Annotated in this window: 11 protein-coding genes; all 11 read left to right on the top strand. The window is 72.6% G+C overall.

Going from position 1 to position 13,767, the window contains the following annotated elements:
• Positions 1-2: 2 nt before the first annotated feature.
• Positions 3-3,815 (top strand): non-ribosomal peptide synthetase, encoded by a 3,813-nt coding sequence (locus tag ACOBQU_RS39635; RefSeq protein WP_423635319.1) that lies wholly within the window; start codon positions 3-5, stop codon positions 3,813-3,815.
• 109 nt (positions 3,816-3,924) lie between these two features.
• Complete coding sequence (locus ACOBQU_RS39630) at positions 3,925-4,647, top strand: thioesterase II family protein (RefSeq protein WP_423635608.1); 723 nt, start codon at positions 3,925-3,927, stop codon at positions 4,645-4,647.
• 191 nt (positions 4,648-4,838) lie between these two features.
• Positions 4,839-5,132 carry a Dabb family protein gene (locus ACOBQU_RS39625; RefSeq protein WP_423635317.1) on the top strand — a complete coding sequence of 98 codons (294 nt, stop codon included), beginning with the start codon at positions 4,839-4,841 and terminating at the stop codon, positions 5,130-5,132.
• Positions 5,133-5,143: 11 nt separating this feature from the next.
• The gene (locus tag ACOBQU_RS39620; RefSeq protein ID WP_423635315.1) at positions 5,144-6,571 is read left to right on the top strand and encodes a phenylacetate--CoA ligase family protein; all 1,428 of its coding nucleotides are present in this window, start codon (positions 5,144-5,146) and stop codon (positions 6,569-6,571) included.
• Positions 6,571-7,683, top strand: coding sequence for an aminotransferase class IV (locus tag ACOBQU_RS39615; protein ID WP_423635313.1), 1,113 nt, complete (start codon positions 6,571-6,573; stop codon positions 7,681-7,683). The genes ACOBQU_RS39620 and ACOBQU_RS39615 overlap by 1 nt, the downstream gene beginning before the upstream one ends.
• Positions 7,670-8,332, top strand: coding sequence for a prephenate dehydratase domain-containing protein (locus ACOBQU_RS39610; protein ID WP_423635311.1), 663 nt, complete (start codon positions 7,670-7,672; stop codon positions 8,330-8,332). Before ACOBQU_RS39615 ends, ACOBQU_RS39610 begins: the two co-directional genes overlap by 14 nt.
• The gene (locus tag ACOBQU_RS39605) at positions 8,332-9,318 is read left to right on the top strand and encodes an ornithine cyclodeaminase family protein (RefSeq protein WP_423635309.1); all 987 of its coding nucleotides are present in this window, start codon (positions 8,332-8,334) and stop codon (positions 9,316-9,318) included. Before ACOBQU_RS39610 ends, ACOBQU_RS39605 begins: the two co-directional genes overlap by 1 nt.
• 61 nt (positions 9,319-9,379) lie before the next feature.
• On the top strand, positions 9,380-9,754 hold the full coding sequence (locus ACOBQU_RS39600) for a DUF1330 domain-containing protein (RefSeq protein ID WP_423635307.1): 375 nt from the start codon (positions 9,380-9,382) through the stop codon (positions 9,752-9,754).
• Positions 9,751-10,602 carry a PhzF family phenazine biosynthesis protein gene (locus ACOBQU_RS39595; protein WP_423635305.1) on the top strand — a complete coding sequence of 284 codons (852 nt, stop codon included), beginning with the start codon at positions 9,751-9,753 and terminating at the stop codon, positions 10,600-10,602. Before ACOBQU_RS39600 ends, ACOBQU_RS39595 begins: the two co-directional genes overlap by 4 nt.
• A gap of 298 nt (positions 10,603-10,900) precedes the next feature.
• Entirely contained in the window at positions 10,901-12,505 is a 1,605-nt protein-coding gene (locus ACOBQU_RS39590; protein WP_423635303.1) for an AMP-binding protein, read from the top strand.
• Positions 12,506-12,702: 197 nt separating this feature from the next.
• Positions 12,703-13,761: an alpha/beta fold hydrolase gene (locus ACOBQU_RS39585; RefSeq protein WP_423635301.1), complete on the top strand. Its 1,059-nt coding sequence runs from the start codon at positions 12,703-12,705 to the stop codon at positions 13,759-13,761.
• Positions 13,762-13,767: the final 6 nt, after the last annotated feature.

Here is a 13,767-nt window from a genome sequence, read left to right as displayed (position 1 = left end):
CGATGATTCCGCTGTCCTTCGCACAACGCCGCATGTGGATCCTGCACCAGCTCGAGGGCGGGTCGGAGAACTGGAACATGCCCGCGGCCTTCCGCCTCACCGGGCCCCTGGACCGGGACGCGCTCACCGCCGCGCTGCGCGACGTGGTCGACCGGCACGAGATCCTGCGCACCGTCTACGGGGAGACCGGCGACGGCGAGCTGTACCAGCGCATCCTGCCGACCGCCGAGGCCGCGCCCGAGGTGCCGCTCATCGACGTGGCACCCGACGCGGTGTCCGCGGCGGTCGAGGAGGCCTTCGCCTACCGCTTCGACCTCGCCGCCGAACTCCCGCTCCAGGTACGGCTGTTCCGCTGCGCGCCCGAGGAGCACGTGCTCGCCCTGGTGATCCACCACATCGCCACCGACGGCAGCTCCGGCGCGCCCCTGGTGCGGGACCTGGCCACCGCGTACACCGCGCGCCTCGACGGCCGGGCCCCGGCGTGGGAGCCGCTGCCCGTGCAGTACAAGGACTACACGATGTGGCAGCGCGAGCTGCTGGGCGACGTGAACGACCCCGACAGCCTCGCCGCCCGGCAGGTCGCCTACTGGCGCACGGAGCTGTCCGGCGTCCCGCAGCCGCTGAACCTGCCCCTGGACCGCCCCCGGCCCGCCCGCGCCAGCGGGCGCGGCGCCACCGTCGGCCTCACCGTGGAGCCGGAGGTCGCCGCCGGGCTCCAGAAGCTGTCCGACGAGCGCGGCGCGACCCTGTCCATGGTGCTGCACGCCGCGCTCGCGGTGCTGCTGCGCAAGCTCGGCGGCGGCGACGACGTCACGATCGGCAGCTCCATCGCCGGGCGCACCGACGAGGCCCTCGCCGACCTCGTCGGGTTCTTCGTCAACACCCAGGTGCTGCGCGTCGACCTGTCCGGCGATCCTTCCTTCACCGATCTGCTGACCCAGGTGCGCGACAAGTCCCTCGCCGCCTACGAGCACCAGGACGTGCCCTTCGACACGCTGGTGGAGGCCCTCAACCCCGAGCGGTCGGCCGCCTACCAGCCGCTGTTCCAGGTGATGCTCGGCTTCCAGAACTACGCCCGCCCCGACCTGGAGCTCGCCGGGCTCACCCTGGAGGTCGAGCAGACCGTCCCCACCACGTCCAAGGTCGACCTGTTCTTCAACATGGCCCTGGACGACGAGGGCGCCCTGCGCGGCGACATCTCGTACGCCACCGACGTGTTCGACCGGGACACCGTCCACACCATCGGCATCCGCTTCGCGCGCGTCCTGGAGCAGTTCGTCGCCGACCCGGGCATGTGCGTCGGGGACGTCGACGTGCTCAGCGCCGCCGAGCGCCGGCACCTCGTGGTGGACGTCAACGACACCGCCGAACCGACCCTGGACCTGATCGAGGCGGTGCGCCGCCAGGTCGCGGCCACCCCCGACGCCACGGCCGTCATCGGCGCCGAGGAGACGCTCACCTACCGGGAGCTCGAGGCCCGCTCCAACCGGCTCGCGCACTGGCTCGCCGGGCGCGGCGTCGCCGCGGAGTCACGGGTCGCCGTCCTCCTGCCGCGCACCGTGAACCTCGTCGTGGCGCTCCTCGCGGTCATCAAGTCCGGTGGCGCGTACGTCCCGATCGACCCCGACCACCCGCGCTCCCGCATCGACTACATCCTCGACCACGCCGACCCGCTGCTCGTCCTCGACGCCGAGACACTGGCGGGCGTCGACTGGACCGCCCACCCCGACACCCCGCCCGAGGTGACGGTCCGGCCCGAGAACGCCCAGTACGTCATCTACACGTCGGGCTCCACGGGCAGGCCCAAGGGCGTGACCATCCCGCGCGGCGCCGTCGCCAACTACCTGGCCGGGAACCAGCGCCGCTTCCCGATGTCCGCCGCCGACCGCGTCCTGTTCAGCACCACCGTGGCCTTCGACATGGCGAACACCGAGCTGTACCAGCCGTTCGTCTCCGGCGCCACCATGGTGGTGGCGGACAAGGACACCGTCACCGACCCGGCGGCCGTCCTCGACCTGATGCGCCGCCACGCGGTCACCGTCGTCCAGGCCACGCCCGCCTTCTGGCAGATGCTCCTGATGCACGACCCGAACGCCGCGAAGGACCTGCGGATCATCATCGGCGCGGAGGCCGTGCCGGTGCGCCTCGCCGACACCCTGGCCCGCCAGGCCGCCGAGGTGTTCAACATGTACGGCCCCACCGAGACCGTCACCTGGTGCACCGAGGCCCGCGTGGAGCCGGGCCGGGGCGCGCCCATCGGACGCCCCATGGGCAACCACCGGGTGTACGTCCTCGACGCGCGGCTGCGCCCGGTGCCGGGCGGGGTGCCGGGCGAGCTGTACATCGCCGGGGCCGGGATGGCCCGCGGCTACCAGGGGCGGCCGGAGCTGACCGCGGAGCGGTTCGTGGCCTGCCCGTTCGGCCCGGCGGGGGCACGCATGTACCGCACCGGGGACCTGGTGCGCTGGGACGCGGACGGCCAGCTGGAGTACCTGGAGCGCACCGACTTCCAGGTGAAGATCCGCGGCTTCCGCATCGAACTCGGCGAGATCGAGCACCTGCTGACCGGCCACCCCGGCGTCGCGCAGGCGGCGGCCGCGGTCCGTGAGAACCAGGAAGGGGACAAGCGCATCGTCGGCTACGTGGTGCCCGAGCCCGCCGCCGCCGCGGCCGACGGCGGCGTCCCGGCGCTGCTCGCCGAGCTGCCCGCCTACCTGCGCGGAAGCCTGCCCGACTACATGGTGCCCGCCGCGCTCATCCCGCTCACCGAGGTCCCGCTCACCCCCAACGGCAAGCTCGACCGCGCGGCCCTGCCCGCCGAGGACACGGCCGTCGAGGTCAGCCGGGAGCCCCGCAACTCCCACGAGGCGACGATGTGCGCCCTGTTCGCCGAACTCCTCGGCGTCGAGCGCGTCGGCGTCGACGACGACTTCTTCGAACTCGGCGGCCACTCCCTGCTCGCCACCCGGCTCAGCACCCGCATCCGCGCCGCGTTCGACATCGACATCCCGCTGCGCACGATCATCAAGTACCCCACGGCGGGCGAGCTGGCCGCGCTGCTGCTCGTCACCACGCCCGCTGAGTCCTCCGACCCGCTCGCGGTGGTCCTCGAACTCAACGCCGACCCCGGCAACGGCAAGCCCCCGCTGTGGTTCATCCACGGCGGCGGCGGCCTCGGCTGGACGTACTTCAGCTTTGTGGCGCACACCCCGGACCACCCCGCCTACGCCCTCCAGGCCCGCGGGTCCGACGGCGTGGACACGCTGGCGGCGTCCGTGGAGGAGATGGTCGAGGACTACGTCAGCGAGATGCTGAAGATCCAGCCGGAGGGGCCCTTCCACCTCATCGGCTGGTCCTACGGCGGCACCGTCGTGCACGCCATCGCCGAGGCCCTCGACCGGCGCGGCCACGAGATCGCCTTCGTGGCCATCCTGGACTCCCAGCCGGGCGGGCACGGCTTCGTGGAGGTCCACCAGGGCAAGGAGCTGCCGGACTACCGGGCCGAGCTGGAGGAGTTCTTCGGCCAGTACATCGGCACCGACAACCGGCAGGACTTCCTCGACGCCATGGCGAAGGTCCTCACCAACAACCACCTGCTGATGATGGACTTCCAGTCGCCCGTGTACGACGGCGACGTCCTGTTCTTCAACGCCACCCTCCAGGAGCAGTCGTACGCCCATCTGTGGCGGCCCTATGTGCGCGGCTCCATCGAGGTCCACGACGTGCGCGCCACGCACCACGAGATGAACATGCCCGCGGCCGTGGCCGAGGTGATGCGGGTCATCAACCACAAGCTCGCGGAGCTCGCCGGGTGACCGGCCCGCGGCCGTGGCGCACGTCCGAACGCTGATTCCGAACGCTGATCCGAACGCTGAACGCGATGCTGATGTCTGATGGGGGTTGGTCGGGGTGACAGAGCCCGGCATGTCGACGGGGGAGTTGGGCCAGGACGCGCTGGTGTGCGTGCCGTTCGCGGGAGCGGGGCCCTCGTTCTTCCACCCGTGGCGCGAACTGGCCGGTGACCGGTGGCGCGTGGTTCCGGTCGCGCTGCCCGGCAGGGAGAAGCGGCTCCTGGAGACGCCGTACCGGAACGTCGTCGAGGCGGCCAAGAACACCGTCGACGACGTGGTCGCCGAACTCGGCGCGGGCACCCGGACCGTGCTGTTCGGGCACAGCCTGGGCGCCGTGCTCGCCTACGAGCTGGCGCACCTGCTGAGCCAGCGGGGCGTGCGCGTCGAGCGGCTTGTCGTCAGCGGCTCGCCGGGGCCGTGGACCCAGCGCGAGCGGCGGGCGACGGGCCTGCCCGACGAGGAGTTCCTCGCCCGGGTCGAGGAGTTCGCGGGCTTCCGCCACGAGGCCCTGGACCACCCGGAGATGCGGGAGCTGATCCTGCCCGTGCTCCAGGCCGACTGCGAGATGCACGAGAACTACGTGCCGAGCACCGACGAGCCGGTCGCGGTGCCGATCTGCTCGCTGCGCGGCGACCGCGACGGCCTGGTCACGGCCGACGAGGCGCGGCAGTGGCGGGACGCGACCACGTCCGGCGCGTTCGGCTATGTGGAATTCCCGGGCGATCACATGTACCTGGTCGACCAGGGCCGGGAGATCCTCGATGTGATCGAGGCGGAATCCGCCCGCGGCCGTTAGCGCGAACCGCCCGCGGCCGTGTGGGGGGAAATACCCCGCGGCAGTAGAGGAAATCGACCCGTGGCCGCCAGGGGGCGGCGTCCCTTGTTTCGCCGGTCCCGCCGGCGGGACAGTGCCACGGCCGCCACCCGCACGGCTCACCCCGGCGAGACCCACCGGAAACGGGCCCCCTACCCGCACGAAAGGCAGTCGTGATCACGCACATCGCTCTTTTCAAGCTGAAGGACGGCATCGAACGCTCCGACCCGGCCGTGATCGAGGCGGAGAAGTTCGCCCGCCAGGTCGGCGAGCACGTGCCGGAACTCGTCGAATGGCGGGTGGGCTGGAACGTCGTCGACCGTGCCATTTCCTATGACTTCGCCGTCATCGGCGTACTGGCGGACCTCGACGCCCTGGAGAAGTACCAGAAGAACGCGTTCCACCAGGAGTCCGTGCAGAAGTGGCGGGCGATATCCGACTGGGTCGTCGCCGACCTTAACGACTGAGGGAGGACCGAGTGTTCACGCGATACGACCCGGGCGCCGCCGCGCTCACCGACGAACTGCGGGGCCTCTTCGACGAGTTCGGCCGGGGCAAGTGGACGGCCGACGACCTCGCCGCCCACCAGACCGGCAAGCTCCGCGAGGTGCTCGCCTACGTCCGCGCCCGCTCCCCGTTCTACCGCGCCAGGCTGGCCGACCTCTCCGAGGCACAGATCGCCGGGCTGACCCTGGACGACGTCGGGAGCCTGCCCTTCACCACCAAGCAGGACCTCCAGCAGGCCCAGTTCGACATGCTGTCGCTGCCGGTTTCCGAGGCCTGGACGTTCTACGAGACCACCGGCACCACCGGCAAGCCCACCCCCTGCCCCCGCACCAACGGGGACACCATCCACAACAACACCGTGCTCACGGCCTACTACCGGGACATCTTCGCCCCGCACGGCGACGGCCAGGTCATCGGAGTCTCCGGCCCCACGGAACTGCACGCCACCGGCGACACCTTCGGCGACGTCTGCCGCAACCTGGGCCACGCGGTGGCCAAGATGTGGCCGCACTCCCCGGTGATCGGCTTCGACCGGGCCCTCGAGGTGATGCGGCTGCTGCCCATCACCGGCCTGTTCTGCACCCCCGGCATGGCGCTGCGCCTGGCCAAGAAGGCCGTCGAGGCGGGCCTCGACCCCCAGAAGGACTTCTCGCTCGACGTGCTCATGCTCACCGGCGAGCTGATGTCCCCCAGCCTGCGCGAGAACATCGGCGCGCTCTGGGGCGCCGAGGCGCACAACTGCCTGTACGCCTCCCAGGAGGCCTCCGTCCTCGCCGCGGCCACCGCCGACGGCACCCTGCGCACCGCCCCGCTGATCAACCTGTACGAGGTGATCGACCCCGCCACCGGCGAACCCGTGGCGCCGGGCCCCGACGGCGTGCGCTACGGCGAACTGGTCATCACCAACCTGTACACCGGCGCCAAGCCCCTCGTGCGCTACCGCACCGGCGACATGGTGCGCCTGACCGACCCCGGGCCCGACGCCGCCGTCCCCGCGCCGTCCCTGGAGCCCGTGGGCCGCGTCCGCGACCGGCTCCGGCTCAACGGGCACCTCGTCAACGGCTACGACCTGGAGCACCTGCTCCTTCGCCACCTGCGCGGCTACCTCGACTACCAGATCACCGTCACCAGCGACGACCAGGGCAGGGACCTGCTGTCCCTGACCCTGCACGCCGACCAGGACCGGCCCTGGGCCGACGCCATCGACCGGGCCGCCGCGGACTGCCGCGCGGAGCTGGACACCGCGCTGAGCGTGACCTTCGGCGACCCCGGCCCCATCACCAGCACCGGAGCCATGGTCAGCTGGAAGGCCGCGCGCGTGGTGGACCTCCGCGAGGCGGGCGCCGGGTCCTCGGTGGAGTCCCACTCGGCCGAGCGGATCGCGGCGGGGAGGGCCTGATGCCCGGCGCCTCCGCCCCGAGCCCCGCCGCCGAGAGCCCCATCGCTGCCGAGAGCCCCGCCGCCGAGGGCCCCGCCGCGGAGACCCCCTCCGCCCCCGCCCAGCGCCGCTCCCAGCTGGGCCTCGGCCCCTGGGCGTACGACCGCGGCGAGTTCGTGCCCTCGGGCGCCCCGCGGCTGCCGCTGTCCACGCAGGGACTGCACTACGGGACCGCGGTGTTCGAGGGCATCCGCGCCTACCGCGGGCACGACGGCGCCCTGCGCCTGTTCCGCGCGCACGAGCACTACGCGCGCATGCTGCGCGCCTGCCGGACACTGCGCATCACCGACATCCCGGCGACCCCCGGCGAACTCGTCGACATCACCGCCGAGCTGCTGCGCCGCAACGAGCACGACGGCGACGTCTACGTCCGCCCCGTCGCGCACAAGCTGTCCCTGCTGCCGGGCACGCCCCCCGGGGTCTCCCTCGCCGGGGTGTCCGACGCGCTGTCCATCACCACGTTCGGCTACCCCACCGCCCGCGGCGTGCACGAGGTGCGCTGCGCCCTCAGCTCCTGGCGGCGCCCGCCGCGCGACGCGTTCCCCGCCCAGGCGAAGATCGCCGGCGGCTATGTGACCAGCGCCCTCGCCTGCGACGAGGCCCGCGCCGCCGGATACGACGACGCCATCCTGCTCGACCAGGCGGGCAACGTCGCCGAGGCCAGCACCGCCAACGTCTTCGCGGTGCGCGACGGCGTCCTCACCACCCCGCCGGACTCCGGCGACCTGCTGCCCGGCCTCACCCGGGACACCGTGTTCACCCTGTGCCAGGAGGCCGGGCTGCCGGTCCGTGAGCGCCCGCTCAGCCCCGCGGACCTGTACACCGCCGACGAGGTGTTCCTCACCTCCACCGGCAAGGAGGTCGCCGCCGTGGTCGAGCTGTCCGGCCGGGACGTCGGCGGCGGCGCCGCGGGGCCCGTCGCGGCCCGGGTGGCCGCCCTGTACACCGCGGCCGTGACCGGCGAGGGCTCCCCGGCCCACCCCGAGTGGCTCACCCCCCTCACCCCCGCACCCGCGGGCCCCACCACCTCACACCCAGGCAAAGCAAAGGGAAAAGCGGATGACGCTGCCTAACTTCATCTCTCTCCTGCGCCCCGGCTCCGACCAGCCCGCGGTGGTCGGCACGCTCGGACCGCCCGGCACGAGCAGCGAAGTGGCCGCGAAGCGGTACGCCGCTCAGATGGCCGGGCCCGACGGGCCGACCGCCGACATCCACCTCTTCGACACCTACGAGAAGGCGGGCGACGCCCTCCACGCCCGAGAGGTCAGCCACATCGTCGTGGCCAACGCCTACAAGGGCATCAACCCCTTCTACATGGACCCGGACATCGAACTGGCCGGGGTCTTCGTCATGGACACCCCGCTGTACGGCATCGCCGTGCGCCGCGGCGGCCACCTGGTGCCGGACGCCCCGACCATCGCCAGCCACCCCGCGCCCGAGCCGATCATCGCCCAGCTCCTGCCGCACCGGCACGAGTCGTACAAGGTCATCCACCACAACTCCACCAGCGCCGCCGCCCGCGCCGCCGTCGAGGGCACCGCCGACCTCGCGCTGACCACCGTGCCCGCGGCGCAGCTGCACGGCCTGGAGTTCATCTCCCGCACCCGGCCCATCCGCATGGTCTGGTCGGTGTTCAGCAGGACCGCGGCGCACTCCCCGCAGGCACCGAGGGCGTCGTACGAGCAGAGCGCGTCCTACGAGCGGAAGAAGGAGGCGAGCTGATGCTGCTCCTCAACGGAGACCAGGTGCGCCAGGCCCTGCCGGTGGCCGACGCGCACCGGGTGGTGGCCGAGGTGATGCGCCGCTACAGCGGCGGCGACGTCGTCCAGCCGGTGCGCACCGTGCTCGGCGCGGGGGACTCCTCGCTGCTCGGCGTCATGCCCTGCCACGTCAGCGGCGACCCCGACACGGGGTACGGCCTGAAGGCGGTGCTGCACGCGCCGGGCAACACCGCCCGCGGCCTGCCCACGCACGTCGGCATGGTGGTGGTGTTCGACCCCGAGACCGCGCAGCCGCTGGCCCTGATCGACGGGGCGTCCGTGACCGCGCTGCGCACGGCCGCCGCGTCCGCCGTGGCGACCGAGGCCCTGGCCGCGCCCGACGCGGGCGACCTGGCCCTGATCGGCGCCGGAACGCAGGCGCGCAGCCATCTGCTGGCGCTGCGGGAGATCCGCACCCTGCGCCGGGTGCGGCTGTGGAACCGGGGCAGCCAGCGGGCCGAGGAGTTCGTGGCGTGGGCGCGGGAGCGGGCCGGGGTCGAGGTGGAACTCACCGCCACGCCCGCGGACGCGCTGCGCGGCGCCGACCTGGTGTGCACCACCGTCGACACCGTCGAACCCGTGGTGCGGGCCGCGGACCTGGCCCAGGGCGTGCACGTCAACGCCGTCGGCTCGTCCGTGCCCGGCAAGCGCGAGCTGGACGCGGCCGCGGTGGCGTCCTGCACGGTGTTCGTGGACAGCAGGGAGGGCGCCCAGCGGGAGTCCTCCGAGATCGCGGCGCCCGTCGAGGAGGGCCTGGTGCCCGCCGACCGGCCGCTGACCGAGATCGGCGAGGTGCTCCTCGGCAAGCACCCCGGCCGCACGGCCCCCGCCGAGCGCACGCTCTACAAATCGCTCGGCATGGCCGCGCAGGACGTCGCCTCCGGGTTCGCCGTCGTCCGCGCCGCCCGCCGCCTCGGCCTCGGCACCGAGGTCGACTTCAGCTGCTGACCCCCGCCCGCGCACCCCCCACACCCCCGCGGCTCATCCGAGAGGACACGGTAGACACGGCATGACGGCACTACTGATCGGCAACGTCGGCGTCATCGGCGACAAGGAGGCCATGGCGGAGTACCGCGCCAAGGTCCTGGAGACGCTGAAGCTCTACGGCGGCGGATTCGTCATCCGCGGCGGGGAGTTCGAGGTCCTGGAGGGCGACTGGCGGCCCCAGCACCTGTCGGTGATGGGCTTCCCCACGGCCGCGGACGCCCGCCGCTGGTACACCTCGCCCGAGTACCGCGCCATCGTCCCGCTGCGCGAGGGCACGCACATGGACCTGGTCCTCGTCGAGGGCGAGGGCGAGGGCCTGGGAGAGCCGGGAAAGCCGGGCGAGCCGGGGGAGCGGGGAGAACCAGGGGAGCGGGGAGAGCCGGGGGCGGACGCATGACGCCGCGGCCCTCCCGCGCGCGCCGCTTCGCGCAGGTCGACGTGTTCACCGAGGTCCCCTACCTGGGCAATCCCGTCGCCGTCGTCCTCGACGGCGACGGGATCCCCGACCAGGACATGGCGCGGATCGCGCGGTGGACCAACCTGTCCGAGACGACGTTCGTCGTCCCGCCCTCCGGCGACGACGCCGACTACGGGCTGCGCGTCTTCACGCCCGGCGGCGAGATCCCGTTCGCCGGGCACCCCACGCTGGGCTCCGCACACGCCTGGCTGGAGGCCGGGGGCACCCCGAGGAAGCCGGGGCAGGTGACGCAGGAGTGCGGCGCGGGGCTCGTGCCGGTGCGGATCACCGACGGCGGGCTCGGCTTCCTCGCGCCCGCCCTGCGCCGCGACGGGCCCCTCGACGAGGAGCTGGTGGAGCGCGTCGCCCGCGGGCTCGGCGTCGACCGCGCCCGGATCACCGGCCACCAGTGGGTCGACAACGGGCCCGGCTGGGCCGCCGTCCAGCTCGCCTCCGCCGAGGAGGTGCTGGCCCTGGAGCCGGACGACCAGCACATGCGCGACCTCACCCTCGGCGTGATCGGCGCCTACCCCGCGGGCTCGCCCGTGGCGTACGAGGTCCGCGCGTTCGCGCTGCCCAAGGGCGTGCGCGAGGACCCCGTCACCGGCAGCCTCACCGCGGGCCTCGCGCAGTGGCTCATCGGCAGCGGGGCGGCGCCGCGCGACTTCCGCGTCGGCCAGGGCGCGCGCCTGGGCCGCCAGGGCGTGCTCACCGTCGAGGCGCGGGGCGAGGACATCTGGGTGGCGGGCGCGAGCGTGACCTGTGTGAACGGCACCCTTCAGGCGTGATGACCCGCCGCGGAAATAGCCGATGCGGCTGGCTTTTTCAACCGGATCCGCGGCCTTGACGGTTTTTTAGCGCGGGTGATTCCGATCCATGCGGGGAGGGGTGTGGATCATTATCGCGGCGGAATCGGAACTGCCCGCGCACCCGGCCGTATCACGCTGTCCCGTCGACGGGACAAGGGCCCTGTAGGTTCCGCGATACGCTTTTCACGCCGGTCGCGCCTGGGATACCGTGCGGAGAATAGGTGATTGAGCTTGGCGGCGATTGGCCGCCGTATATCAATATGCCCTGGGGGCAGCGGTGGTAAAGCAGTCACATGCACCTGCGCAAAACCTGGGAACGTACTCGCTCTGGGGCGGCGACGCCGAACTCCGATGCTTTCTCGATTCATTGGCGGAAACCGCGGCGGCGCGGAGTGAGAGCATCGCCGTAAAGGACGAGGAACATGAGCTGACATACAGTCAGCTATTGGTGTGGGCGCGCGACGTGGCGGATGTCCTCGACGCCCACGGAATCACTCCGGGCGACCGCGTCGCGGTCACCGGACCCCGCGGCGCCGCCATCGTCGCGGCCATGCTCGCCACGGTGAGCGTGGGGGCGGCCTACGTCCCGCTGGACGTCGAGTACCCGGTCAGGCGCCTGGAGCACATGGCCGACGACAGCGCGGCCAAGCTGCTGCTGTACACCGGCCAGGCGCCGCCCCTCGACCTGAAGGCGCCCGCCGTCCGCATCCCCGCCGCGCCCGGCCCGGCCGACCCGGCGACCGCGGCTGAGGCCGCCGCCGCCCTGACGCGCCTGCCCTGCGAGCCCGACCTTCCGGTGTACGTCATCTACACCTCCGGCTCCACCGGCCTCCCCAAGGGCGTCGCCCTGCCCCACCGCTGCGTCGACAACATGGCGGCCTGGCAGTGGCGGCACTCGGTCCGCCGCGACCTGCGCACGGCCCAGTTCGCGCCGCTCAACTTCGACGTGTGGTTCCAGGAGGTGCTCGGCACGCTGTGCGGCGGCGGCACCCTGGTCGTCATGCCGGAGCCGCTGCGGCGCGACCCCATCGCCCTGCTCGACTGGCTCGCCGAGCACCGCGTCGAGCGGCTCTTCCTGCCCTATGTCGCCCTGCACATGCTCGCCGTGGTCGCCGAGGCCGAGGACAGCCTCGACCACCTCGCCCTGGCCGAGGTGAACACCGCGGGTGAGCAGCTGGTGTGCACGCCCGCGGTGCGGGAGCTGTTCCGTCGGCTGCCCGGCTGCCGCCTCAACAACCACTACGGGCAGAGCGAGTCCGCCATGGTCACGGTGCACACGCTCACCGGCACCAGCGACGAGTGGCCCATGCTCCCGCCGATCGGCGGCCCGCTGCCGGGCTGCGAACTCCTCGTCGCCCCCAGCGACCCGGACGACCCGTCGGTGGGCGAACTCCTCGTCGCGGGAGCCCCGTTGGGCGTGGGCTACCTCAACCAGGCCGCGCTCAACGCCGAGCGCTACCTCACCCTCGACGAGCCGACGCCGCGCGGGCACCGCCGCGCCTTCCGCACCGGCGACCTGGTGCGCGTCGAGGGGGACACCGTGCACCTGCTCAGCCGCATCGACAGCGAGGTGAAGATCCGCGGCGTCCGCGTCAACCCCCTCGAAGTGGACGCCTGCCTCCTGGAGCAGCCCGGCGTCGTCGAGGCGGTCACCGTGGTCGTGGACATCGCCGAGGGCTCCCGGCAGCTGCGCGCCGCCGTGACCCTCGACGTCGACGAGGACGCGTTCGACGCCGCCAGGACGCTCAAGGCGCTCACCGAGTCGCTGCCCGAGCAGTTCATCCCGGTCTCGCTCACCGTCCTGCCGGAACTGCCGCGCACCCCCAGCGGAAAGGCCGACCGGAAGGCGGTCGCCGCCGCACTCGCGCCGTCGTCGCCCTGACACCGACGCCGCACCCGCGGTCAGCACGTCCGCACAGACCCGTACGCACAGACCCGCGTACGGACAGACCCATACGCACAGACCCATACGCACAGGCCCGTACGCACAGGCACAGACCCATACGCGCAGGCCCGTACGCACAAACCCGTACGAACGGCACCGCACGAACGGCATCGATCCGAAAACAGGGGTGGCGCATGGCGGAAAACGACTTCAGGACGCCCACCGAGGAACGGCTCGCGGCGATCTGGTCCGAGATCCTGCGGCGGGACAAGGTCACCCGCGACGACGACTTCTTCGACGCGGGCGGCGACTCGCTGATGGCCACGAAGGTCGTCCTGCGGGTGCGCAAGGACTGGGACATCAAGTTCACCGTCCGCGTCCTCAACGACGCGCCGGTCCTCGCCGAGCTGGCCGAACTCATCGACCAGCGGGCGTCGAAGTCCGGGCAGCCGACCGCCCAACCGGCCGCCGCGACGACCCGCGCCAACCGGTCCGGGGCCTGCCTGTGGGAGATGCGGGCGGGCACCGCGGGCGCCGCGCAGGACACGCTGCTGATCCTGCCGCACGCGGGCGGCTCGGCCCAGAACTACGCGGCGTGGGCGGAGTACTTTCCCGAAGACGTGCGCATCCTCGCCGCCCAGTACCCCGGCCGGGCGGCGCGCGCCGACGAGGCGGCACCGGCCGACCTCGGCAGCGTCATCGCCGAGGTCCTCGACGCGCTGCGCGACGTCGAGGGACGCCTGTTCGTCTTCGGCCACAGCATGGGCTCGTACATCGGGTACGAGCTGTGCTGGCGCCTGCAGCAGGCGGGCAACCCGCCCGTGGCGCTCTTCGCCTCCGGCGCCGTGCCCCCGCACCGCCACCGGCCCAACCCGCCGACGGCGGAGGAGATCACCGACGAGTGGCTGCTGAAGATCCTCACCATGTACGACGGCCTGCCCGCCGACCTCCTGAACGACCCGGACGCCCTCAGCCAGGCCCTGGGCACCCTGCGCACCGACGTCGTGCTGTTCCGCGAGTACGCCTACGGCGGCGAGCGGCGCCGCCTGGACATCCCGATCGTGGCGTTCGGCGGGCAGAGCGACGACCTGGTGCCCGCCGCCGAGACGGAGCGCTGGCACGAACTGACCGCCGGGGAGTGCGCCACGCACGTCCTGCCGGGCGGGCACTTCTTCTACCTCGACAACATGGCGGCCCTCACGGCCACCATCTCCAAGCACCTCGCGAGCGCGCACGACGGGCCGACGGAATAGGAGACC

Origin of the sequence: Streptomyces sp. G45, assembly GCF_049542095.1 — a bacterium.
Lineage (GTDB): Bacteria > Actinomycetota > Actinomycetes > Streptomycetales > Streptomycetaceae > Streptomyces.
The sequence above is the reverse complement of the archived record's forward strand: the minus strand, read 5'-3'. Positions and strand labels throughout refer to the sequence as shown.